This window comes from Moorena sp. SIO1F2 (assembly GCF_010672755.1).
In the GTDB taxonomy this organism is placed as follows: Bacteria; Cyanobacteriota; Cyanobacteriia; order Cyanobacteriales; family Coleofasciculaceae; genus Moorena.
This window is the reverse complement of the sequence record NZ_JAAHFV010000032.1, coordinates 13,919-37,787: the sequence shown is the minus strand read 5'-3', so window position 1 is coordinate 37,787 and position 23,869 is coordinate 13,919. Positions and strand designations below refer to the sequence as shown.

Below are 23,869 nucleotides of genomic sequence, written 5' to 3'. Positions count from 1 at the left end.
TGCGAGTGCCGATAAGACGATTAAAATTTGGGATATCAACACTGGGGAAGTACTCCGGACTCTCAAAGGTCATGATAGCTTTGTTAATTCTCTAGCTATAAGTCCGGATGGACAACGATTGTTTAGTGCTAGTGCTGACAATACTATCAAAGTTTGGAATCTAGATACTGGGGAAGAAGTCAACAGTCTAAATGATCATACCAATTATGTGGAAGAACTAGCTATCGGTGCTAATTGTAAGAAGTTGTTCAGTGGAAGTGCAGATAAAACGATAAAAGTGTGGGATTTTGCTAATGAAAAACTAATCTATACTCTAAATGGTTTTCCAAATCCAATTGAATATTTTGCGATTAGTCCTGATTGCCAGACAATTGCTACTAGTGGTGGGAAAAAGATAATCAAACTCTGGCAGGTTCCACAGTTAAGTAATTAGTTTGTAAGTAATTAGTTTGGGTGAGCTGTTTGCGAGCAATTTTGATTTTATGAAGTTTAGAGTTAAAGTTAATTAAATGCTGATGATTACAAATAAAATCTCAATAGTAACAGACGAATGGACAACTCTCCTGTGACATCTTTTCCTGAAACTCCCTTGGCGCAAGCCATGATACAGCGGTGCATCCAACTAGCAAGGCGAGCCGAGGGACGTACTACACCCAACCCTTTAGTCGGTTGTGTAATTGTCCGGAATGGGGAAATTGTTGGGGAAGGGTTTCATCCCGCTGCTGGTCAACCTCACGCGGAAGTGTTTGCCCTCTCAGAGGCTGGAGAAAATGGCGAGGGAGCAACGGTTTACGTGAATATGGAACCTTGCAATCACTATGGTAGAACCCCTCCTTGTACAGAAGCGTTAATTAGGGCTGGAGTCGCTAAAGTAGTGGTGGGGATGGTGGACCCTGATCCACGGGTATCTGGAAAAGGTATTGAACGGTTAAGGGCGGCTGGGATTGAAGTGGTGGTAGGTGTGGAAGAGGCTGCTTGCCGTCAGCTCAATGAAGGCTTTATTCATCGCATTCTTTACCAGCGTCCATTGGGAATTCTCAAGTATGCCATGACTTTAGATGGCAAAATTGCTGCTACTAGTGGTCACAGCAAATGGATTACAGGGGAAAAGTCCCGCAGTTGGGTGCATCAACTGCGATCAGCTTGCGATGCAGTGATTGTGGGGGGTAATACGGTGCGTCAGGATAACCCCAATTTGACTAGCCACAATCCAAACGCACCGAATCCCCTACGGGTGATCATGAGTCGCACCCTCGACTTACCCAGAGATGCTCGTGTTTGGCAGACGGATGATGTACCTACGTTGGTGTTTACAGAGGTCGGAACTGAGGGAGATTTATATCAACATCTGGTCAACCAGGGTGTAGAGGTGGTGGTATTGAATCCCCTGACGCCTTCTCAAGTAATGGCATATTTATATGACAGGCAGCTTTCCAGTGTGTTATGGGAATGTGGTGGTATCTTAGCTGCAAATGCGATCGCAGATGGTGCAGTCCAAAAAATCGTAGCCTTTATTGCTCCAAAAATCATCGGTGGTCAAGGTGGTCCCTCACCGGTAGGAGATTTGGGCTTGACACTCATGACTGATGCTCTAACCTTAGAACGAGTCAGTTGGCGTCAGCTAGGATCGGATTATGTTGTGGAAGGTTATATACCTTCTAAGAGGGAGTAGGGAGTAGGGAGTAGGGAGTAGGGAACAGGGAACAGGGAACAGGGAACAGGGAAAAAATCCTGTGTACCTCATTACTATTAGAAACGCTATATCATTCTTAAGTGTTAGTTAATTTAAAGTTGATTCAAATTTAAATTTGATTTTAAATTTGATAATTTTCAGTGGTCAATTGGCAATTATAGCGCTGGGCACAGGGCTATGCCTATAAAATTTGGGATAAAAACTGCTTAGTACGTTCATGTTGAGGATTGTTGAAAAATTCCTGGGGTGTACTTTCTTCCACCAACTTCCCATCAGCCATTAATACCACTCGGTCTGCGACTTCTCTAGCAAAACCTACTTCGTGGGTAACGCAAACCATAGTCATCCCAGAATCAGCAAGCGATCGCATGGTATCGAGTACCTCTCGCACCATCTCGGGGTCTAGAGCTGAGGTAGGCTCATCAAATAACATAATTTTAGGCTGCATTGCCAAAGCACGGGCAATAGCTACCCGTTGCTGTTGTCCCCCTGACAGTTGACCGGGATACTTCTTGGCTTGTTCGAGAATACCGACTTTTTCTAACAGCTGCATGGCAATTTCTTCAGCTTTTGCCTTTTTCCAGCGGCGCACCCAAATGGGAGCAAGGGTGACATTTTGCAGTACAGTCAGGTGAGGAAATAAGTTAAATTGTTGGAACACCATCCCCACTTCCTTGCGAATGGTATCAATGTTTCGCAAGTCATGGGAGAGTTCAATGCTATCAATAACAATTTTTCCTTTTTGATAGTCTTCTAAAGCATTAAATGTCCGAATAAACGTGGATTTTCCAGACCCACTAGGCCCCATGATCACCACTACTTCTTTTTTCTTGACTTCTAGACTGACACCACGCAGAACATGAAATTGGTTGCTGGTGTACCACTTATGAACATCTTGAGCGATGATCATTGATTCGGTATCTCCGGAATTAACTGGGTCTTGAGGAGCAGTGATCGGTTGTTGATTGGTCATAATTCTTTTCCCTTGAGTAAGGTTTGATTGGGTTACAGGTTGTTCGCGTAGCGTGGCCGAAAGGCCAAAGTTACAGGTTGTTCGCGTAGCGTGGCCGAAAGGCCAAAGTTACAGGTTTAAGGTTACAGGTTGTTCGCGTAGCGTGGCCGAAAGGCCAAAGTTACAGGTTGTTCGCGTAGCGTGGCCGAAAGGCCAAAGTTACAGGTTTAAGGTTATATAGCGTTTATCGCAGTTATGAGGTATTTTATTCTTTGACGTTGATTCCCTGTTTTCATGCAGCGCAGGACTATTCCCTATTCCCTGTTCCCTGTTCCCCGTTCCCTGTTCCCTAAAATCCATAAATTGTGTACCTCATAGCTATGATAATTGCTATAATCTAGATTCAATGGTCTACATTCAATTGTTTTTCCAGACGTCGGCTGGCTGTGGACATGGCGTAACAAAATAACCAGAATAGGACTCCGTCGAATAGATAAACTTCTTGATAGGGGGTTTCAAATTTGGCTTGGGCGAAGATAGAATCACCAATACCAAGCAACTCCACTAGACCTACAACAAATAGGAGAGTTGTGTCTTGAAATAGACTAATAAACTGACCGACAATGGCAGGAATAACAGCTTTGAGTGCCTGAGGTAATACAATCAGCCCTACCGATAGAGGAGTATTTAAACCCAATGCTTTAGCAGCTTCGATTTGACCTGTAGGTATAGATTGCAGTCCTCCTCGGACATTTTCGGCTAGGTAAGCAGCGCTAAATAAAGTCAGACCGATTATTGCCCGTAACACCCGGTCTGGTCGCATTCCTGATGGTAGAAATAGTGGAATAATTACTTGTCCGATGAACAAAATTGCAATCAGCGGTAATCCTCGAATTAGTTCAATGTAAAGGATAGAGAAGCCGCGCACAACTGGTAAGGTACTTTGTCGTCCTAGGGCTAGTAATACACCTAGGGGAAAACAGATTAAAATACTGATCACTGCGGCTAAGACATTCAGCAGTAAACCACCCCATTGATTAGTGGATACCTGTTTTAGTCCGAGTCCTCCTCCGAGAAGCCACAGGAAGATTAATAATGCAATAAACCAAGCTAAAGGTAACCAATTACCCAGTTTTGGTTGAGTTTTAGCAACCTGTTGTCCTCCCCAAGCACTAGCTACCAGTAAGACTAGTATTCCTAAGAGCAATAAGCGATAGGGAATTGCTACTGGAAATAGAACTAAGATAGCACCACTGATCACAATAGCTATTAACACATTGCGACTAAATAGAGTGATAACATTTCTTGCTAAAACTCCCCACGTTATCCCGGATAGGAATACAATAATCCCCAGAATCAACCATGGACGCCAGTTTTCGGTGGCGGGATAGGTTCCTACAAAAAACAGACGAAAGTTATCTTTAATAACATCCCACTGGGCTTCAGTGGTTGCCCATGTTATCAAGCCTTTAACGGTTACGAATAGAAACCATAAAACACTAACCGTTAATAGGCTATTATACCAATTACTAAATAAATTTTTCTTTATCCAGGTAATTGGATTAACCTGTAGTTCAGGGGGTGGTGCTAGTTCAGGAGGTTGAGAATTAACAGTAGTCATTATCTAGTTATAAGTCAACAGTTAACCAATTAAGTTAACCAATTAAGTTAACCAATTATCTTTCCTGCAATTGAACTGTCCGATTCAACAGATTCATCACGAAAGAAATGATCAGGTTAATGGTTAGATAGGTCAGGGGTATGATCACCACGATTATTTCTATTTCATGACCGGCTTGGTTGAAGGTGGTTTGAGCAATGGAGTAGATATCTGGGTAGCCAATCGCAGATGCTAAACTGGAGTTTTTGGCGAGGTTCATATACTGGCTGTTTAGGGAAGGGATAATCACCCGCAAGGCTTGGGGAAAAATAACTAACCGCATAGCTAAGCCTGACTTAAGTCCCAAGGATCTTGCTGCTTCCCACTGTCCCTTCTGTACTGACTCTATTCCAGCTCGGACAATTTCCGCGATAAACGCACCTGTGTAAAAGACTAGACCAGCTAGTAAGGCACAGAACTCAATAGTTAGCCGGAGTCCGCCTTCAATATTACCTGTGTCGAGAACTTGGGGTCTTTGCCAACCAAAACCGATGATGATAATTAAGACAGCAGCAATTGCGATCGCAATTAAAGCAATTAACTGCGGCTGACCGGATTGTGCTTGTTCTACCATCAGTTTAGTGCGCCACTGCCAGATTAAAACTGCTGCGATCGCACCGACTAGCAAAACCACCAACCACAGAAATAGCTGGGTGGTGAAGGGAGGCCAAGGAATATAAATTCCCCGCTTGCTCAAAAATATCGACCCAGGTAACTGAATTTTTTCCGACAGTTTTGGCAGTTGAAAGAAAACCCCAAAGTACCAAAATAGCAATTGCAGCAGCAGTGGTGTATTGCGCACCACTTCCACATAAAGCAGACTCAGCTTACTCACTAGCCAATTGTCAGAAAAACTAGCTATCCCGGCGGTAATACCAACAATAGTTGTCAGGATAATCCCAAACACCATCACCCGCAATGAATTAGCCAGTCCGATCAATAAAGCATAGCTATAGGGGTCAGTGGCTTTGTAGGGAATGGGGGTATCGCCAATGCCAAATTTGGCTTCATCTTGCAGAAAATCAAACCCCAATTTAATCGCTTGTTGCTGAATATTTCGGCTTAAGTTGCTGCCTAGCCATGCCACGACCGCAATCACCACTAGCACAAATAGGACTTGTATGGCAATGCGCCAAAATCGGTCATCTCGCCACAAAGGAGGCTTTTGACCTATATTGCTTGTCATTAGTTAGTTGTTTTGGTTGCAGGTTACAGGTTGGTTGGTTGAAGGTTTAAGGTTGGTTGGTTGAAGGTTGAAGGTTGGTTGGTTGAAGGTTGAAGGTTGGTTGGTTGAATGTTGAAGGTTGGTTGGTTGAATGTTGAAGGTTGGTTGGTTGAAGGTTGAAGGTTGGTTGGTTGAAGGTTGAAGGTTGGTTGGTTGAATGTTGGAGGTTGTAGGTTGGTTAAAGGTTAAAGGTTTTAGGTTACAGATTTTAGGTTTTAGAGGCAGTTTTCAAAGTGTTGGATGCTACTCGAAACCGCTCCCTAGCCCCCCAAATTTGGGGGTAATTTGGCTCAAAGTCTCCCAGATTTCGGGGATAATCGTGGCTCATGCCAAACATTTGGTACTTCTAAAAGATCCTCTTAGGTTTTAGGTTTACCGTTAACATTCAACCTCCAACATTCAACCCCCAACCTTCAACCTTCAACCTGAAACAGTTAACAATCCCTTAACGGAAGGGTGGAGAATACAAAATACCCCCACGAGTCCAGAGGTCATTCAGACCCCGATTGAGTTTGAACTGAGAACTTTTACCCAAGTTCCGGTCATAGACTTCGCCGTAGTTACCCACGTGCTTAATCACTCGCGCTGCAAAATCGTTTTCTAAACCGAGATCTTTGCCTAAGTCACCTTCAACACCCAGGAAGCGTTTGACAGTCGGGTTAGGACTGTTGCTCATTTGTGCCACATTCGCCTTAGTAATGCCTAACTCTTCTGCTTCAATCAAGGCGAAAGTCACCCACTTAACGACATCAAACCAAGCGGAGTCATTATTAACAGTTACTGGTCCCAAGGGTTCCTTGGACATGGTAACATCTAGAAGTATATGATCCTCAGGCTTAGGCAGAGTGCTGCGTTTGGCAAGTAGTTGGGATTTATCAGAAGTCATGCCGTCACAACGTCCTTCGTCATAGGCAGTATAGGCAAGGTCTGCTTTCTGAAACACCACTGGCTCAAATTCAACACCTGCTTCCCGCATCTTGTCGGTTAAATTCAACTCAGTAGTAGTTCCAGTTTCCACACAGACGGATTTGCCTTGAAAATCTTTCAGTGTTTTAATCCCACTGTTTTTGCGCACCATCATGCCCTGACCATCATAAAAGGTAGTAGGGGCAAATTCTAAGTTATTGGTAGAGCTATCTCGGCTAAGAGTCCAAGTGGTATTGCGCGAGAGCATATCCACTTCACCAGTCTTGACGGCGGTAAATCGCTCCGTGGAGTCAAGGTTACGGTACTCTACTGCTGCTGGGTCATCAAACAAAGCAGCAGCAACTGCTTTACACACATCCACATCTAGCCCGGAGTAGTTTCCGCTCCCATCCACAAAGCTAAATCCGGGAATGCCACCGTCAACACCACAAATCAGCTTGCCACGGCTCTTGACTATATTTAAGCGGCTTTGTGTAGCGCTTGTCCCACCTCCTTCACAGGCTGTTAAGGGTGCAACTAATACTAGAGTGGCTAGTACCAGAGAACTCCATTTAGGCATAAGTTTTTTCTTGGTCTTGTTTTTTAGATAGACAACGGCCTCACGCGATCAGCTGACATGAGCTTCCGCTGCTTAAGCTTGCTTGCATTTTAGATCAAGTTGGTTAGATTACTTATGCAGCTAGATTAGTTATCTAGCAAAGGGAACAGGGAGTAGGGAGTAGGGAGTAGGGAGTAGGGAGTAGGGAAATTCCGATCAAATCAAAAATTATCATAATTTCGACACGGATGGCTATCCTATCCGTCGGCTGCTAATGGGTAATTACAGTAGACTTCGCTGCAGTTGTCGGGAACTTCAGACCAGGGAAATTTAGTTATTGTAGTTATAAACTTTAAATTATAATTATTTTTAAGTTTTTTTAAAAAACTCAGGTGGTAATAAGCCGGACAGGCACGTAAAAAAAATAAGTATTTCTAGACTACAGGTAGTCCCAAATCACGACCAAACCTCAAGTCTTGGGATGTTACGGTGCCTGCTCCGGATGCATCTGTGTATTCAGTAACGCCGTCACTGGCATCAGTGTAATTCTTAAGAAACTATTTTAATTATATTTTTTGGTTATCTCTTTGTTTATCCTCTTTCTATATCAAATTACTGAAATATTCCTAAAAATTACTTCCTGTAATGACAACTCCTCGATTGTATCTGCCCAAACCCCGAGAGGCGGTGGGCAACTATCTCAGAATCATTTCGATCAATGATGTTTACGACATCAAGAATTATCCCTACGTGGAAACAGTGATTAAATCCCTGAAGGAAACATCGGAAGATGCCATCGTGATTGCCTGCCTCAGCGGGGACTTTCTCTCTCCTTGTTTAATTACCTCCCTTGATGGCGGTAAAGCCATGCTGGACGTGCTCAAGGTAGTCAACATTGATTATATTTGCTTGGGCAACCATGAATTCGATGTCAGCGTGGATGTCCTAGGTGAGCGTTTTAAAACCTACGAAGGGAAATGCTTAAATAGCAACATCTTGGACTTGCCAATTGTGGATGCCAGTGGTCAGCTGCTTCCGAAATATGACATTGTTGAAGTAGGTTCTCGTAGAGTTGCTTTTGCTGGATTTTGCACTAGTAAGATCAATACTTTCCGACCCGGGGCGAACCTAACCATTCAACCCATCTTTGATGCGTTAAAAGAAACCTGGTCTAAGTGTTCCAATGACGCAACCATGCTGATTCCGATGACCCATCAGACCATTGCCGAAGATCGGGAACTAGCCACGGGGATCCAGAAAGATGACCAACTTAGTGGTAAGGTTCCTGTAATTGTTGGGGGGCACGAGCATGAGATTTATATTGAGAAAATTGAGCGGAGCCTGATTGTTAAGGCTGGTGCTGATGCTACTAATGTGGTTGTTGTTGATGTCTGGTGGGATGCTTCCGAGCAGTGGCATAGTGCTGTTCATCTGTTGCCAGCCAGCCATTTTGATGCCGATCCCAAGGTCCAAAAGTTTGTAGAAAGTACCCAAAATTTTCTAGGTTCCCTGATGGATGTGGAAATTTTTGAGGTGAAAGAACCCATGTCCTCTAAACGGATGCGATTCCAACCCGAAAAAGTGGCCTCAACCCTATGTTCTTATATCAAGAAAAGCTTTAAAAATGTCGATATAGTTATGATCCAGGGAGGATCCTTTCGGGGTAAGCGAGACTATGAGAAGGGAGAATCGTTCACATATAGGGATTTGTTGGAAGAGATGCCATTGGATACCGAAATGGCCTTGATTCAGGTGCCTGGCTACATCTTACAAGAGGCGATCGCCGAAACTCGCGGCACGCCCGAGCGGGAAGCCTCCAATTTTCTCCATGCCGATCTTGATGTAGTAGTTGAAGACTACCCCAGTCTGAAAATTGTCAGCATTAACCACGCCCCATTTGACCCCCAAAAGATTTACACCCTCAGTATTGTCCAATTCTTGCTGAGGGGGCTCGATCAAATCAAACCGTTGGTAGATTATGTCAACGCAAATGGAGGTGTTCCACCTTTGGAGCAATGTCTTCCAGGCCAAAACTTGATCGTAGAAAGCTGTATGAAAGATGCCTGGAGAGTCCTAATTAATTATGAGGAATGGGACGCCGATGGCGATGGGCAAATCACCAGAGAAGAGCTGAAACAGGGTGTCAAAAATGCCTTTGCCTTTCTCGATCAAAATCAGGATGGCTATATTTCCCCGCCAGAACTACGGGCAGCATTGGCAGAACGGACAGGCCGCACCCAGAAAGGATTAATCAGCCTGATGTTTGAGGTTTTGGATGTCGATAAAGATGGTATGGTATCGATGGATGAGCTGGCATCGTTAGCAATGTAAGGAGAACACAATGCTTAATTCCCAAGCCCGTCCCATTTATCGATACTGATGGGGGTACTGATGGGGGTGTTGATGATGCTCTCGCGATTATCATGGCTCTGAATTGTGAACAAATTGAGCTCAAATCAGTCACCGTGTTAGCTGGCAATATTGATTTCATCAAGCTGCTAATAATGTGTTGCGGGTGATTGACATTGTTCAACCAAACCAGCCTCCCCTAGTGGCAAAAGGCTGTGAAAAACCTCTGGTTCGTCCTCCCTTCAATGCTGCAGGTATTCATGGCTCCGATGGACTGGGAGAACTGCATCAGTTTAAAAATGCTGATGGCAGCCCAAGTATCCCCAACTTACCATGGAGCCTTCTTCAGAAGATGCTGTTGATGTATTGCTGAAAGCCGCCCAGGAATATGGCAGCGACTTGACCATTGTGGCTCTAGGACCATTGACCAATATTGCAACAGCTCTGCAGCGCGATCGCACCACCCTGCAAGATCAATAGATTATGTCTGGTTTCTAGCTACTATTCTTCTAGCTACTATTGTCACCCCGCCAGAATTGTGATATACAGGCACTGGTAAAGTCTTGAGAGTTTCTCAACTCCTACCCTGGCGATCAAATAGCACTCGCGGTTTCAGCAAAATCTTAAACAATAGTAAAAGCGATCGCATTTCTGATGGAGTTTCCCGTCGCTGCCATCGACCCGGACGGCAAAAGAGTATCTCTACCAAAGTGCGATGCTCTTGGAGAGTTAATGGGTCAAACATAATTCGTAGACTAGCTTCTTCACCACTGTTGTCAATTTCAGTAACTACTCCTGACAACTCTAGCTTTTCCTCGATCATCTCTAGTTCCACTGGCAACGGTTCAGTGGCAGTGTTTGGGCTATCTAATCGTAAATCAGCCACCTCGGTCAAAGCCACTTGAGCACCAATTTCTGAAATCTTGGTGGTCATACCCCAGACAGTCTGATTTGAGATCTCAAGCCGCACCACTCGGCGCAACTTGAACCACTGGTAAAGGTCAGGATTAGGGACATCCACTACAATCAATAAAGCAATACCCAACATGATCAGGTTATAGATACTCCAAATCCAACCTAGACTCAGACCTTGAATCATCTGAGCGTCAGTAGCTGATATCCCACTTCCCCAATACATCACAGAAGTACTCAAATTCATCCATAGGCTAACTGCTGTAGCGATAAATAGGATAATCAAAGGCAATCCCAACTTGGAGTTAAACACAAAGCGATCGCGTTTTACGCCTTTGGGTGTGACCTTAAATCCTTTGCCAAAGGGATTCAGCATGACTTGTATCACTGTCAAGCTCAGAGGAACACACCAAGGCAATGAGTAAATATCCGACAACAATCCTGACCGGGAACGAAGGTTTAACCAGGAAAAAACTGTGAGCTGTATCAGATAATAAGGTAGCAAGAAATACAACAATTCAGCAGCCGTTGCTTTTAAGGGAATCACCCCTAGAAATGAATAAGCTAGGGGCATTAACAGGAATCCGAAGCGAGATAAACCGGTAAACCAATTTAGTAATCCATCTAAATGGGCTAGCCTTTGGATTGGTTTTAACCCCGGAATAGTTAGAGGGTTGGCATCAATAAAAAATGCCTGCAATGTTCCTTGAGCCCACCGCAATCGTTGAGCTACATGGGCAGCAATATTTTCTGCGGCTAAACCAGCACTAAGTTTTTCATCTAAATAAATAACTTGGTAACCCATTGCTGCTATCCGAATACCAGTAAAGTAATCTTCAGACAAAGAATCGGTTACAAAACCACCAGCCGCTTCTATAATATCACGTTTAACAACAAAGGAAGTTCCGGAACAAACCACACCGCCAGCACCATCCCTGATGGGCTGAACTTGCCGATAAAATATCTCTTCTTCTGGCAGTAGCACATCTTCTAAACCTAAATTGTAGGCAATCGGGTCAGGGTTATAAAAGCTTTGAGGAGTTTGGACTAATCCGACATTACTATTTTTAAAAAACCCTACGGTGCGAGTCAGAAAATTTTTAGTCGGGACAAAATCAGCATCAAATAATACAATCAAATCCCCTGATGTTTTTGGAATAGCATGGTTTAAGTTTCCCGCTTTGGCATAGGAATTATCTGGACGAGTGATATAGTTACACCCCAATTCAGCAGCTAGATCTTTGACATTTTGACGTTTGGTATCATCTAGTAAATAAACGTTTTTGTTGTCATAATCTATCCCTTGACAACCCATAATTGTTCGCTTTAAAATAAAACAGGGTTCATTATAGGTTGGGATGAAGATATCCACAGAAGGATTAAACCTTCCTGAAATCACATCTATTGATAACTGGGAAGCCTGAGCGCTACGGTTTTTGACCCTTAACATTAAAAATAGCTGGATAATACTGCTGGTTAGCAACAACATTTCCAGTAAAAATAATCCTAGGCTAAAGACACCATTAAGGGGATCCACTAAATTGAGGGTAGAGAAGATTCGCCAGAGCAGATATCGTCCCAATAGTGCTAGCAAAATCCCCACCACTAAATTTCTAGACCAAGTGCGAGGACGGGGAGAGAGTTTCGTGACCCCCAGCACAACTACCATTAAGATAATTGTTGGCAGTAATAAGTAGTGGTGCTGAGTCACCATTGGTGCTTCCAGCCACATCGGTGGGTTTATTTGCCAGACATGCAGCTGAGCAAATAGCTGGGTAATCTGCCCCTGACCAGTCAACCAAGCTAAAGCGATCGCACTAAAACTAGTAAATAGAATCAGCATCACGACCGTTGCGGCTCGTAACCTAAAAACTTGTTTGTTAGAAGAACACCTAGAGTTTGGGTAGCTCACTTTGGGAACTGTCATGTCTAAAAACAGGTATAGCGCTGTGGGCAGGGAATAGGGAATAGGACATTAAAAAGTGTGGTATTATAAAGGTTATAGCAATTATTTGCCCCTTGAATTTGGAAACACCATTACACCCATTACTGTCTCATAACTTGTTATTTTAAACTCAACCAAACTAATAAAATAGTATGTGACTAATCTAGATGATATTGAGAATAGATTAATAGAACCTGAGCCAAATATTAAAATTTACTTAAATTACCAAGTTTGGGATATGTTAATGGATAAAATATTTAATGAGCTAGAGTTGAGAAGTATTCACTAAATTTTTTAACAAAAACTCAGGCTAATGCTACCGAAGACTAGACATAATAGCAAATAGAGTAATGTTTCCACGAGATAGATAATCTGATCAAACTTAACTATTTAGCGATCTTTGGTGCTACTGCCTTTTTAAGCGTAGGTTGTGTAGCAGGAGTACCTGGGAATCAAGAGTACTGTTCAGGCAAAACCCTCTACCTCTAGGTCTACGACAACCAAGATTGATGTGTCCACTGTTCCAGCTGCTGAACCAGCTAGAACAGTGGCACAGGCAACAAGTAGATCAGGAAATTTTGTAACAGCAGCCCATTCTACTCAAGGCATGGTAAGTTTAGTCACAGACAATGGACAACGTTACCTGAAGTTTGACGAAACCTTTAAGACCGATAACGGACCCGATTTAATGGTGCTGTTGCACCGCCAAACTGTCCCCAAATCCTACAGTAAGGAAAATTATGAAAGTCTTGGTCCTCTTCAGCAGGTCAGTGGGACTCAAGGGTACCGTATCCCTGCTGATGTTAATCCAGAAGACTTTAGCTCTGTAGTAATATGGTGCCGTAAATTCAACGTCACCTTGGCCTTTCGGCCACGCTACGCGAATGGCTACGCCACCCTTAGTAATTAGTAGCACTAATTAGTAGCAATTAAGGCAAGTTCCTAAGGACTAATGACTAAACAGCCTATAGTACAGGCTGACAAAAAATTCCTTGACTGGAAACGCTAAATAGGTTATCGGATTAATCGTCACAATGATGTTACGCACATCACGAGTGGCTAGATTAAGGATTTGTTGGGCTACCCAATCCGCTGACATGACCCCAATCGGATTGAGATTACTTTTAAATGGTCCGAGGATTAGTTTACGTACTACACAAGGAGCATCTAGACGACGGAGGGTAACTAGGTCTCCTAGGGTACGTTTGCTCAGTTCATACAAAGGACTAAACGCTGGACTAACTTCCGCTTCCGAAGTATTAACCCAAACTTCCTTGCGAGCAATATCTTGGTTCGTCCGAACAGTGGATAAAAACATCTCCAGCAACCGCCAACTTGATAATGTGTTGACCTCGTAGGATTTTGCGATCGCATCGGCTGTCCGTTCTTGATGAACATTGATGCCGTGATTGAGAATTAGAATATCCAAATTTTCCAAATGTGGGGCTAGTTCGGACTCTTTACTCACTTGCCAAGTGAAGGTTTTTACTGGCAAGCTTTCACCATTGACACTTAACGTAACAGTTTGTTCTTGGGAGGTCAGAGCAATCACTTTTGCTCCCCGTTGCTGGAGATGGTACAACAGTGACTGTCCCAAAGTTCCCGATGCTCCCGTCACTGCAATAGTTTTCCCTTGGAGCGATAGTGCTGTCCCCATCAGTTTGTCTACTAAAGTCAATGTGCCGCCATAGTAAGCCTTTTGGTTATCAAAGTGATGTCGCCAATGGTAGCTGCGATTTACCATCCAACCGGAAGGAGGACAGAGGAATGGACCCGGAAGGTGGGTTCCATCAGTCAACTTATCAGCTCCCTTGATGCCATAGCCACGAGCGATCGCACCAAATAGAAATACCATAGAGTACACAGAACCAGCCAAAGCTGCCCAATGCATATCTGGTGTCCAGGTATAAGCCAACCACCATAGCACCAAGCCTAACATTAGCATGACCAAGGCTTCTGGCACATCATTACGCCAGTGCGCCTGTCGATATATGGTATCACTGACAGCAGTTAAATCCTGACGGAAGACCCGATGATGCCACACATGCAAGCGATACAGAGGTTTCCAGTGATGGGACAGGAGGTGATAGAAGTCTCGCACCAGTTCTACCCACAGAATAGAACCCAGTCCCAAAACCCCTATAGCTAGCCAGAAATTTACCATAAACATGATTATGATGCCTAGAGTGAACAGTAATTTGTCGTGTTGGCAAATTGCCCATTCACATCATAATTAGGTAGGTAGGTAGAAGTGAAACTAACATGCTCACGGTTGACCGTTAACACTCACCTGTGAAGCATCAACTTTCAACCATCAACTTTCAACCTTCAACCATCAACCATCAACCTTCAACCTTCAACCTTCAACCATCAACCTTCAACCATCAACCTTCAACATACCATCTTCCATATAAGACACTTGGTCAGCTACATCGATAATACGAGGATCGTGGGTTACCATCAGCACTGTGCAGCCTTTATCCTTAGCCAGACGACGCAGAAGCTCAATGACTGTATGACCACTGTGAGAGTCCAAGGCTGCCGTTGGCTCATCTGCCATAATTAGGGGTGGCTCTTTAGCTAAAGCCCGCGCGATCGCTACCCGTTGCTTCTGCCCCCCTGACAAGTCACTCGGTCTAAGATGTCCTTTCCCCTCTAAACCAACCTGCTCTAATAAGGTTTTTGCCTGCTGTCGAGCGTTGACCCCCCGAATGCCCTTAATGTTTAGCACAACTTCCACATTCTCTGCTGCTGTCAGAGCTGGAAATAGGTTGAAGTGTTGGAAAATAAAGCCAATGTGTTCTCGTCGAAACTCTGCCAGCTTAGTTCTAGACATACCGGTAATTTCTTGACCCAGTAAATAGACTTTTCCTAATGTCGGGGTCAGTAATCCCGCCAATATTGACAAAAGGGTAGTCTTGCCAGAGCCAGACGGTCCCATTAAAAGTTGGATATCACCACGTTTGACTTCCCAGTCTATTCCTTTGAGGACTTGAACACGGTTTTGTCCTGACTCGAAGTCCATCTGCACCCCTTTAGCAAGAATGGAGCGTATACCATACTTAGGTAAATCTATAACTTTAGATACTTTAGAGCCGCCCTTAATCAGTTTTTTGGGAAACACCATATATTAAACTTTAGCAGCACCCGTTGACTAGACTCTTAGGTCGTACTGCTGGAAATTGACGACTCCCCATCGCTAAAGCTAGGGGATTCTGGCAGGTTGATCGGCGAACCGGCGACCTACACTGAATAAAAACGTTTTGTTTCACATCAGAGGGACTGGCCATAAGTTCTACTGCTAGAGATAAGACTTATTATGCTACATCTTAATCTCTAGATGGGTATTGTCGGATACTTGTTCCGATTGCTTCTACTTGACCCTTATCCCTTATAGTGCTAAGGATCGTAGATAAAAGCGTAGGTGGAAGCTACACCTGTGAACTACAATAGCCTGAGCTTACGCTACAGCAATGGATTCGGACTTCACAAGGAATTGCCTAAATTTAGTTCCCCAAACCCAGGTCTTATATTCCTGCCCTCACCAGCAGTCCTAATTTCTAAGACCGATGATTCTGCTTGGTTGGTTTTTTGGCAACAAGGTTTTTTAACTTGGTTATCGTCAAAGCGCGTTTTTGATGCTAGCAACTTTTTGGCACAATTCCCAGAAAAAGGCTCTCCCATACGACGCTCATCAAGCACGGATAGAGCGCGGGACTTCTCCCCTAACCTTTAATTCTGGCAGATAGCTATTTTATAATCTAAAGTATAACATAAATCTCATCCACTGGGACTATCCCCATCCCATCAAGCTAGGGGCAAAGATAGCTGATTGCTGATTGCTCAATGCTTAACCCCTTTTCGCACTTTGAGAAACCCAAGGCAGCAATTGATTAACATCTAGCAAAAAGACTGTCAAAGATGTATTTTCTTGGGGAATCACCGCAACATGACTAGCAATTCCTAGGGTATCAGCTTGACGAAAAGACTCTGGTAGGGTACGAATATCACTCACGGAAACCTCTATCAAATTCGGTGTTTTGAGTACAGGGATACCAAATCGTTCACCCATTGTATTTTGAGCAATCAGCAGGAAGCGTCCTGGGTTAGAAGTGCTGATTTTGCTAGATTTAAATAACCGGCGATGCAAGTCGATAATAGGAATTTCCTGATCATCGATATGGGCAATGCCAATATCATTGAGTCCACTGCTATAAACAGTTGTATAATTAATTACTTTTTTTACACACTCAATCGGAAATGCGAAATTGATGCTGTCTATTCTAAAGACCACTAATTTTAAGAATGATGTAGTATTCTGATTTTGCAATCGATTACTATCACTCAGCTGGGAGTCAATTAAGTTATTTTTCATAATATCGAATTCATCTTCATCTTGTTCAAATAAGTATGAATGATTAAAAATTACAATTATTATAATCAGGATTTGTAAGCAATGGTAATTAAATAGATTAACTCACCAGACTAAGTTGGTAAAGTTAGGATTAAAAGTATAATGATGCACTATAATTCAAGGCTATGGGTGCAAGTAAATGATTAGTAGTGGAGACCCCTCAAGAAGCTAATTGCTTATTGCTTTGAGCTAAACGCTGATTAGGAATGGCTGATAGCACATCAAGTAGCACCATCTGTAGCGCATTAGCTGATCAATTAATACTTAAACTTCAGATTTACTTTGTTCAATAATGTTTTTTATTTTTCCAATAAAATCTTGTTCAATATAAGGTTTAGTAAAGTAAGCGTTAGCCCCCAAATGCATTGCTAAACGCTGATGTTTTTCACTGCTACGAGAGGTAAGCATTGCTATAGTAATTTTTGATAACTGAGGGTCTTGGCGACGTTGACCAAGAAACTCAAAACCGTTCATATTCGGCATTTCAATATCACAAATTATCATCTGCACTTTCGAACTTTGCCGCAATTGTTCCAAGGCTTCGTGTCCATCCCGAGCCTGTAAAACTCGGTAACCCGCTTTTTGCAAGCTCATAGCCAAGGTTCGTCGTAAACCTGTCGAATCATCCACAATTAAAATTGTGGGAAGTGGAGCAGTTTTAGCAGGAGTTTGAGTCCGGTTAACCGATGACTTTTTCTTAGTGGTAGCTTCGAGTATATGAGACAAGCTTCTCGGTTTAGTCTCTTCTTGGCTTTGAGCTAAAAATTGCTCTAGCAGGGCGTTACCATCCATCACCGGAATTAAACTACCATCCCCCAAGATGGTACAACCATAGGTATAACTGGGAGCCGCAAGCACTTTGCCAAAGGGTTTAATCACTAGCTCTTGCTCTGTGATCACGCGATCGATTTCTAACCCAAAAGCCTGCTGCTCTCGACGCATTACTACCAGAGGTAATGCCCAATCTTCAGGAGTGGGGACATAGACTAAAGCTTTGCTAGGAGTAGTTTCCCTGACTGGACAGTTATATTCCAAAAGATCAGACATGGTATAAGTGGGAACCATTTGTCCGCGCCATAGCAAAAACCGTTTTGTCCCAGATTTTTGCATCTGATCCCCCTTGGGAACTACAATTTCCTCAATACTGTCTGATGGTAAAGCGATAACAATTGGACCGACTGTAGCAATTAGTAATTTAGCAATGGTGAGAGTTAACGGCAGGCGTAGGGTAAAGGTTGTACCCTTACCTGGAGATGAGGTGACAGAGATTTTACCTTTGAGAGCTCGAATTTGAGAGCGTACTACATCTAAACCTACTCCCCTACCAGACAGTTCACTGACTTTAGCTGCGGTGGAAAATCCTGGCTCAAAAATCATCTTTAACAGTCGGGATGGGGGAGCTTTAGCAATTTGTTTGGCTGACAACAATCCCTTGGCCAATACTTTTTTACGAATGCGTTCAATATTAAGACCTTCACCGTCATCCTTAACTTGAATAATGGTTTGATTGCCTTTATGATAGGCCCGAATTTCAATTTGTCCTTCCTCTGATTTACCTCGTTTGCGCCGAATTTGAGGGGATTCAATGCCATGATCAAAAGCATTCCGGAGTAAATGTAGTAAGGGGTCATAAAGTTTTTCCAGCACTGCTCTATCCACCAAAACCCCTGTACCACTAAGCTTGAGTTTTGCTGGCTTGTGGTGTTGGGTAGAAAGATCCCGTAAAGCCCGGGGAAAGCGGTTGAGTACTTGACCCAGAGGCAACATCCGCGCCCACATCAGCTCGTCTCGTAGCTGAGAAAGCATTTGCCGCTGTTGTTCCAAGGTCTGATCAGACTGCTGAGCAAATAGGGTTATATCCCCCACGGCTTCTTTAAGCAGCATCATTTCTTCTTGTAGTCCTTGGATCAAAGCATGGACGTTGCTATAGCTATCCATTTCCAAAGAATCAAACAGGGGTTTGTTAAATGGGTCTGACTCACTCTCTAGGCTCTTTTGGCCTGACCACGTTACCGATTGCTGGGGTGAGTTTCTCTCACCGACAGAATTCGTCCCTTGCTGGTTCAACTCATTCTGACTAAGGGAGGCAAAGCTAGGATTTGACACCATTGATCCAGCACTTGAGGCACTCGCTAGACTCTGATCAGATAACTCTTGTATTTGACTAACAATGGTTTGACAAAGTTCAAATCTTTGGGTTAGTTCCCGCACTGCTGCTTGTAATTGTTCATTTTGCAGTCCAATACTATTGCGGTTGATCACCAGTTCCCCTACCAGATTGTTCATCCGTTCTAGTCGCTTTAAGTTAACCCGGACTGAACTCTCGGGGGAGATAGAGGTTGGACTTTGGCTGGGATGGTCTGACGGCTTAGGAGTAGCTTGATTAGGTCGAGTAGGTTGATCCTGCTGGGATTTAGCCGATTGAGTGGTTTGGTTGATAGCTAATTCATTGGCTAGGAATGCGGCTGCTGGTAGGGTTGGTGGTGATGGAACATCTGAAGCAGGCATATCCTGGAGCGGTGGCAGGCTTTCAAAGATTTGTTCAATCTTTTCCACAGCAGCTTCCAGGGTTTTTGGTACCTCTAGGGATGAGTTCTTGAGGGGAGCAGAAGCAGTGCTTGATGGATTGGGCGAGTTCGCTACTGGTTTAGATCCTGGGGTAGGGTCAGCCTTAGAGTTACTCAGGTCTTGCTGGTCTTGCTCCGAGTGTGGAACAGTTTCTGCTGTCGGGGAAATGGTTTCCTCTGGGAAAGATGCTTCTGCCTCTTGGACTGGGTTAACTTGATCCTCTGAAGGCGTAGATTGATCAGATGGTATGTCTTGACTGGCTTGCCCCAAGTCACTAGTTCTGAGATCAGCAAGAATCGGTGGGCTCAGAGGAACTTCCTGAGCTGGCAGGTTCACTTGGGGTTGCTGGGCAGTAGTTTCAGTTTCCTGGGCTAGAGCAACGTCTTCAAAGAGTAAGGTCTGTTGATCTTGGTTAAAGTTGTTAAAAATATCAGTAACATCAACTGAGTCGGTAACCTTCCAAGATGGTGGCTCAACAGTTGCTTGATCTAGGTCAGTTTCCTGATCGGCAAGGGTGGGTGAGGTCTCGAAAGTCTCTTCGACTAGTGGATTCAGTTGGGATGGTTGGGTAGCGGTTTGCTCGGATAAGGTAAAGTCTTCAAAGGCATTGGTTGCTTCGCCTAGGTTAAAGTCACTAAAGATATCTTCAAATTCAGAGGTGGTATTTAGACTATTTGTGATGTCATTAGCCGGAGGAGCAGGGGCTTCTGTTAAAGCAACTAGAGCAGTCGAGGGATTTCCCCCTTGAGTGCGATCGCCTGCTAGTACAGCAGCTCGTCCTGTTGTAAAGTCAGCTAGGGCCAGTTCAATAATTTTCAAGACTTGGTGGGGATTTTGCTCTACTGCCGCTACAGCCGTTTGGGCAATCGCTCCAAATCCGGACAAGTTCAGTAACTCAGCAAAGCCAGCAAATACGTCTGCTTGTGCCTTTAATTCCCCCACCACCTCATAATTTTGGGGATTGGCTAGGACAGAAGCAAGACGTTCTAGTCCCTGAGCCACATCAACCTCAAAAATAGAGGATACAATATCAATACCTAAGTCACCGGAACTAGGAATGTAGTTATCAACCTGTGTTAGGGCATCACCGAGTCGTTCTTCAATCTGGGCATAAGTGGATTGAGCCCTGGCTAGGGCTTGCTCTGGGTCAAAATAGCCTTGCTCAATTTGCTGGATGAGGGGGTTCCGGAGGCAGTCATAAGCTTTGAGCAGCAAGCTTTCTAGCTCAGTATCAAGTTGTACCTCGTCGCTGTAGAAAGCCTTGAAGATATCTTCGAGACGATGAGCCAAGGTTTTAATTGCCTCTAGCCCAACACTGGCAGCACCTCCCTTGATGGAGTGAGCGGCTCGCATTAAATCGTGGATCTTAGCCGTGGTTCGTTCTTGCTGGAGATTCAGTAAGCCTGTCTCGATCAGTTGCAACAGCTCTGGTGCCTCTTCGATAAAAAACTGATAGGCTTGGTCTTGGATCTCAGAGTGAGTTGCCATGGTTCTTCATTGGTCATTGGTCAAGAGAAAATTGGAAATTGGTCATTGGTCATTGGTCATTAACAAAATACTAATAACTACAATGACACTAACTCACCTTGAACTTGCCCACACTATCTTGCAGTTGCTCAGCCACTGTTAGCAGTTCTTTGAACGAGTTAGATACTTGGCTGACTTCTGTGGAGGTTCTATTCGCGATCGCTGCTACGTCAGCCATAGTGTCAGTCACTGATTCGCTGGCTTGGGTTTGCTCAACAGCTGTGATGGCAATTGCTTTGACCAACTCATTTATCTTGACCGTTACGGCAGTAATTTGATTCAAACTCTGGCGGGTCTCATCCACCAGTTTAGTCCCAACTACCACTTGCTCAGTTCCCTCTTCCATAGCGGTTGCCACCTCATTGGTTTCCGCCTGAATGTCTGCTACCAGCTTTTCAATTTCCGCCGTTGCCTCCGCCGATTGATGGGCCAAGGCTCGGACTTCATCAGCAACTACCGCAAAGCCTCGACCGGCTTCCCCAGCACGAGCCGCCTCAATAGCGGCATTGAGGGCTAACATATTAGTTTGCTCAGCAAAGCCACTAATCAGGTTGACTACCTTAGAAATCTTTTGGGACGATTCCCCAAGGCGTTTGACCTTCTTAGCCGTACTACCTACAGTTTCCCGAATCGCCATAAAACCTTCTACAGTGCGGTTCATAGCAGCATCTCCGGCTTCCACCGTTTGAGCTGCTTGTTTAACTGCAGCTTCGGCTTCAGAGGCACTGGCAGCCACAGAGCGAGTTGAGACTGTCATGTCATGAATTTTTTGTAAAGCATTAGCAATTTCCTCCGCCTGTCGTAAAGCTTCTGTGGATAGCTCTCGGATCGCTGCTTCATCTTGAGTAGTGGTGGTGGTGACTTGCTTAGTTGCCTGTTGCACTTGCACCACAAGTTTCCGCAAGCTTTCGATTGTAGCATTGTAGGAATCGGCAATAGTTCCCAATTCATCGGCAGTCACTTGGGCTCGAATAGTGAGGTCTCCTTTACTAACTGGCTCTACTTCCATCAACAGTTCTAGAGCACGCTTTTGCAGCTCCTCTTTGAGCTGGCGCTGTTCCTGAGCAAGATTTTCGGCTTCTTGGCGGGCTGCTTCCATTTGTTCTAAGGATGTGGCTCGCTGCATAACATTGCCCAGCTGAACAGATAACTGCGTCAGGAAAATGATTTCAGACTCTTGCCACTGGTGTGGGGCCCTACAATGATGAGCAATAAGTAAACCGTAGAGTGTTTCTGCGTGGACAATTGGTGTCACTAAATTTGCTTTGATTTGCAATCGTTCCATCAACTTCTCGTGGTCACGATGGAAACCTGCTTCAAATACATTATTGGTGGCAATGACACGCCCATGTTTGTAGGCATCAAGCAGTTGCTGTGGAATACAAGCATCTTCAATTTTCTTCTCAATCCTATCCTCAACCATATTTTCAACTGCTTTCGGCCAACCCGGTTGAATTGCCTCGAATTCAATGTAGCCACTACCATCCGGATTCAGGCGGTAGATAACTACCCGGTCAGCATTCAATTGATTGAGGGCTTTTTCCACCGCTTCTTGGAAGAGAGCTTTGAGGTCGAGAGATTTGTCGATGGGGGTAGCAGCAAGGTTAATAATGACCTGTGTCCGATTTGCTTCTCGACGTACCACGTTTTCCTGACTGGTAACACTCTCAGCCATTTCATTAAAGGTCCTAGCTAGCTTACCGATCTCATCGTTAGTGATCAGATTGCTTCGGACTTGGCGTGACCCTTGAGCAAATTGCTCGGCTAAGTTTTGTAGCTGCTGGATAGGTTTAGCAATGGCTCGTCCTAGCAGAATAGCTAGTAATATATCAGCAGTCACAGCCAAGATCACTACTACCAACTGTAGGAGTAGCTTGTTGCTGAGGAGGAAGTTGAGTTGAGCTTCTGAGGTTCCCCTTACCAAAAGGGCAACTGGCTTACCACTAAAATTATTTAGCGTCCTGGCAGCGATTGTATAGGTTTCCCTCCCTATCTTGATGCGTTTGGTAATCGGATTACCCTGAGCTGTTACCGCTTGATTCAGGAAAGGGGTATCGGGCAAGAAGACTTTCGGTTGAGCTTCTGCTAAATTGGTACTTTTACCCTGGTCTAAGGCAGTTGCCAAGACAAATTGACCATCCGGTTGACGTAGATATACCGCACTATAACCTCCCCCAAAAGACTTTAGGGTATCCTCGACGATAGGCAGCTTGCCATTGACAATATCCCCAGAAACCAGTACTCCCAAAACTGCCCCTGTGTCGGTGGCTCTAACCGGTGTGACGGTGTAGCGAATCAACAGATTGTTTTGCTGGACAATCCCAGCAGGTAGGAAGGGAGACTCTTGAGCAACTTCAGACCAGCTGACCAGTTCACTGGTTTTAATTTGCTGAGGATTTTCCAGAACCTGACTGACTAAGTCATTGGGATCGAAAAACTCCGCAGTTCGATCAGCATTAGCATTGACAAGAATTCGCCGATCCTTTCCCACCAACGTGGCATATTCAATCCGACGAGTCTGGATTTCTTGCTGAAGAATATCTTTCACTTGTTTAAGCAACCCGGGGGTTAAGGGTTTACCTTGAGCATAGGTTTGAACCGCTTGAATAATTGCGCTATTGTCAGATTGTCCCCGAAAACCAAACCCCATCTGATTAATTTTGATATTATAGATAATATCCATAACCGCCAATTCTGATTTGGCTTGGTTGATTAATTGAGCACGACCTCCTGTAACAATCAAAAAAGCCCCCACACCTGCTAAGCCAACTACGGAGATCACTTCTGATGTGAACAGGGCTAAGAGCTGTTTACCTTGTATGGGCAAATCATAAAACCATTTCAAAAATAAAGATGGAAGTCTTTGGGGTGGTGCAAGCTTTGACTGGATTAACTTAGGTAGTGGTAGCAGTGATTTCCCCAGTTTAGTTTTAAGGGTAGATTTTGACAGATCCAAAGCTTGGTAGCTGCCATTATGACCATTTTCTGATAATTTATAAGCTAAATTATCAGAAAATTTAAGATCATAATTATCAATCTTGTGACCATTGTTATCCTTAAGGGAGTTATTCTGAGGAGGGATTTGAGTCATGGAATACGCCCAATTAATTAAAAATAGGTAGTTTCTCGTTGTGAAGACACCCAGGGTTTGGACATCGC

The 23,869-nt window shown here is 44.1% G+C and carries 16 protein-coding genes; 5 read left to right on the top strand and 11 right to left on the bottom strand.

Annotation, left to right across the window (positions count from 1 at the left end; genetic code table 11):
* Positions 1 to 433, top strand: a 433-nt coding sequence (locus tag F6J94_RS06775; RefSeq protein WP_293038389.1) for a WD40 repeat domain-containing protein, incomplete at its 5' end; no start/stop codon positions are given.
* Positions 434 to 550: 117 nt separating this feature from the next.
* Positions 551 to 1,672 (top strand): bifunctional diaminohydroxyphosphoribosylaminopyrimidine deaminase/5-amino-6-(5-phosphoribosylamino)uracil reductase RibD, encoded by a 1,122-nt coding sequence (gene ribD, locus F6J94_RS06770; protein WP_293038386.1) that lies wholly within the window; start codon positions 551 to 553, stop codon positions 1,670 to 1,672.
* Here ribD and F6J94_RS06765 read toward each other — a convergent pair.
* The 5 genes from F6J94_RS06765 to F6J94_RS06745 form a co-directional block, all read right to left on the bottom strand.
* On the bottom strand, positions 1,622 to 1,744 hold the full coding sequence (locus tag F6J94_RS06765) for a hypothetical protein (RefSeq protein WP_293038383.1): 123 nt from the start codon (positions 1,742 to 1,744) through the stop codon (positions 1,622 to 1,624). The two genes, ribD and F6J94_RS06765, sit on opposite strands and share 51 nt — an antisense overlap.
* A gap of 130 nt (positions 1,745 to 1,874) precedes the next feature.
* Positions 1,875 to 2,666 (bottom strand): amino acid ABC transporter ATP-binding protein, encoded by a 792-nt coding sequence (locus F6J94_RS06760; RefSeq protein WP_293030252.1) that lies wholly within the window; start codon positions 2,664 to 2,666, stop codon positions 1,875 to 1,877.
* 382 nt (positions 2,667 to 3,048) lie between these two features.
* A complete protein-coding gene (locus F6J94_RS06755; protein ID WP_293038380.1) occupies positions 3,049 to 4,266 on the bottom strand; it encodes an amino acid ABC transporter permease in 1,218 nt (405 codons plus the stop codon).
* A gap of 55 nt (positions 4,267 to 4,321) precedes the next feature.
* Positions 4,322 to 5,491 carry an ABC transporter permease subunit gene (locus F6J94_RS06750; protein ID WP_293038376.1) on the bottom strand — a complete coding sequence of 390 codons (1,170 nt, stop codon included), beginning with the start codon at positions 5,489 to 5,491 and terminating at the stop codon, positions 4,322 to 4,324.
* 484 nt (positions 5,492 to 5,975) lie between these two features.
* Positions 5,976 to 7,016 (bottom strand): amino acid ABC transporter substrate-binding protein, encoded by a 1,041-nt coding sequence (locus tag F6J94_RS06745; protein WP_293026338.1) that lies wholly within the window; start codon positions 7,014 to 7,016, stop codon positions 5,976 to 5,978.
* Positions 7,017 to 7,640: 624 nt separating this feature from the next.
* Between F6J94_RS06745 and F6J94_RS06740 the strand changes: the two genes are divergently transcribed.
* Both F6J94_RS06740 and F6J94_RS06735 read left to right on the top strand, forming a co-directional pair.
* Positions 7,641 to 9,326: an EF-hand domain-containing protein gene (locus F6J94_RS06740; protein ID WP_293038373.1), complete on the top strand. Its 1,686-nt coding sequence runs from the start codon at positions 7,641 to 7,643 to the stop codon at positions 9,324 to 9,326.
* A gap of 351 nt (positions 9,327 to 9,677) precedes the next feature.
* Positions 9,678 to 9,824 carry a nucleoside hydrolase gene (locus F6J94_RS06735; protein ID WP_198954058.1) on the top strand — a complete coding sequence of 49 codons (147 nt, stop codon included), beginning with the start codon at positions 9,678 to 9,680 and terminating at the stop codon, positions 9,822 to 9,824.
* Between the two features lie 94 nt (positions 9,825 to 9,918).
* Here the strand turns inward: F6J94_RS06735 and F6J94_RS06730 are convergent, their stop codons facing one another.
* Complete coding sequence (locus F6J94_RS06730) at positions 9,919 to 12,099, bottom strand: glycosyltransferase (RefSeq protein WP_293038368.1); 2,181 nt, start codon at positions 12,097 to 12,099, stop codon at positions 9,919 to 9,921.
* A gap of 613 nt (positions 12,100 to 12,712) precedes the next feature.
* Here F6J94_RS06730 and F6J94_RS06725 point away from each other — a divergent pair.
* On the top strand, positions 12,713 to 13,111 hold the full coding sequence (locus tag F6J94_RS06725; RefSeq protein WP_293038365.1) for a DM13 domain-containing protein: 399 nt from the start codon (positions 12,713 to 12,715) through the stop codon (positions 13,109 to 13,111).
* A 39-nt stretch (positions 13,112 to 13,150) separates the two neighbouring features.
* Here F6J94_RS06725 and F6J94_RS06720 read toward each other — a convergent pair whose 3' ends face one another.
* The 5 genes from F6J94_RS06720 to F6J94_RS06700 all read right to left on the bottom strand — a co-directional run bounded on the left by F6J94_RS06720 (position 13,151) and on the right by F6J94_RS06700 (position 23,801).
* Positions 13,151 to 14,365, bottom strand: a complete 1,215-nt coding sequence (locus tag F6J94_RS06720) for a bifunctional sterol desaturase/short chain dehydrogenase (protein WP_293026342.1) — start codon at positions 14,363 to 14,365, stop codon at positions 13,151 to 13,153.
* Positions 14,366 to 14,578: 213 nt separating this feature from the next.
* The gene (locus tag F6J94_RS06715; RefSeq protein WP_364303754.1) at positions 14,579 to 15,328 is read right to left on the bottom strand and encodes an ABC transporter ATP-binding protein; all 750 of its coding nucleotides are present in this window, start codon (positions 15,326 to 15,328) and stop codon (positions 14,579 to 14,581) included.
* 723 nt (positions 15,329 to 16,051) lie between these two features.
* Positions 16,052 to 16,576 carry a chemotaxis protein CheW gene (locus F6J94_RS06710; protein WP_293026312.1) on the bottom strand — a complete coding sequence of 175 codons (525 nt, stop codon included), beginning with the start codon at positions 16,574 to 16,576 and terminating at the stop codon, positions 16,052 to 16,054.
* Between the two features lie 303 nt (positions 16,577 to 16,879).
* Complete coding sequence (locus tag F6J94_RS06705) at positions 16,880 to 20,671, bottom strand: response regulator (protein ID WP_293038362.1); 3,792 nt, start codon at positions 20,669 to 20,671, stop codon at positions 16,880 to 16,882.
* Between the two features lie 88 nt (positions 20,672 to 20,759).
* Entirely contained in the window at positions 20,760 to 23,801 is a 3,042-nt protein-coding gene (locus F6J94_RS06700) for a methyl-accepting chemotaxis protein (RefSeq protein WP_293038359.1), read from the bottom strand.
* Positions 23,802 to 23,869 lie beyond the last annotated feature (68 nt).

Excerpts from the sequence above, each read along its gene's own strand:
- ribD (WP_293038386.1), top strand. The coding sequence starts at position 551 with ATGGACAACTCTCCTGTGACATCTTTTCCTGAAACTCCCTTGGCGCAA.
- F6J94_RS06765 (WP_293038383.1), bottom strand. The coding sequence starts at position 1,744 with ATGAGGTACACAGGATTTTTTCCCTGTTCCCTGTTCCCTGTTCCCTGT.
- F6J94_RS06760 (WP_293030252.1), bottom strand. The coding sequence starts at position 2,666 with ATGACCAATCAACAACCGATCACTGCTCCTCAAGACCCAGTTAATTCC.
- F6J94_RS06755 (WP_293038380.1), bottom strand. The coding sequence starts at position 4,266 with ATGACTACTGTTAATTCTCAACCTCCTGAACTAGCACCACCCCCTGAA.
- F6J94_RS06750 (WP_293038376.1), bottom strand. The coding sequence starts at position 5,491 with ATGACAAGCAATATAGGTCAAAAGCCTCCTTTGTGGCGAGATGACCGA.
- F6J94_RS06745 (WP_293026338.1), bottom strand. The coding sequence starts at position 7,016 with ATGCCTAAATGGAGTTCTCTGGTACTAGCCACTCTAGTATTAGTTGCA.
- F6J94_RS06740 (WP_293038373.1), top strand. The coding sequence starts at position 7,641 with ATGACAACTCCTCGATTGTATCTGCCCAAACCCCGAGAGGCGGTGGGC.
- F6J94_RS06735 (WP_198954058.1), top strand. The coding sequence starts at position 9,678 with ATGGAGCCTTCTTCAGAAGATGCTGTTGATGTATTGCTGAAAGCCGCC.
- F6J94_RS06730 (WP_293038368.1), bottom strand. The coding sequence starts at position 12,099 with ATGCTGATTCTATTTACTAGTTTTAGTGCGATCGCTTTAGCTTGGTTG.
- F6J94_RS06720 (WP_293026342.1), bottom strand. The coding sequence starts at position 14,365 with ATGGTAAATTTCTGGCTAGCTATAGGGGTTTTGGGACTGGGTTCTATT.
- F6J94_RS06715 (WP_364303754.1), bottom strand. The coding sequence starts at position 15,328 with ATGGTGTTTCCCAAAAAACTGATTAAGGGCGGCTCTAAAGTATCTAAA.
- F6J94_RS06710 (WP_293026312.1), bottom strand. The coding sequence starts at position 16,576 with ATGAAAAATAACTTAATTGACTCCCAGCTGAGTGATAGTAATCGATTG.
- F6J94_RS06705 (WP_293038362.1), bottom strand. The coding sequence starts at position 20,671 with ATGGCAACTCACTCTGAGATCCAAGACCAAGCCTATCAGTTTTTTATC.
- F6J94_RS06700 (WP_293038359.1), bottom strand. The coding sequence starts at position 23,801 with ATGACTCAAATCCCTCCTCAGAATAACTCCCTTAAGGATAACAATGGT.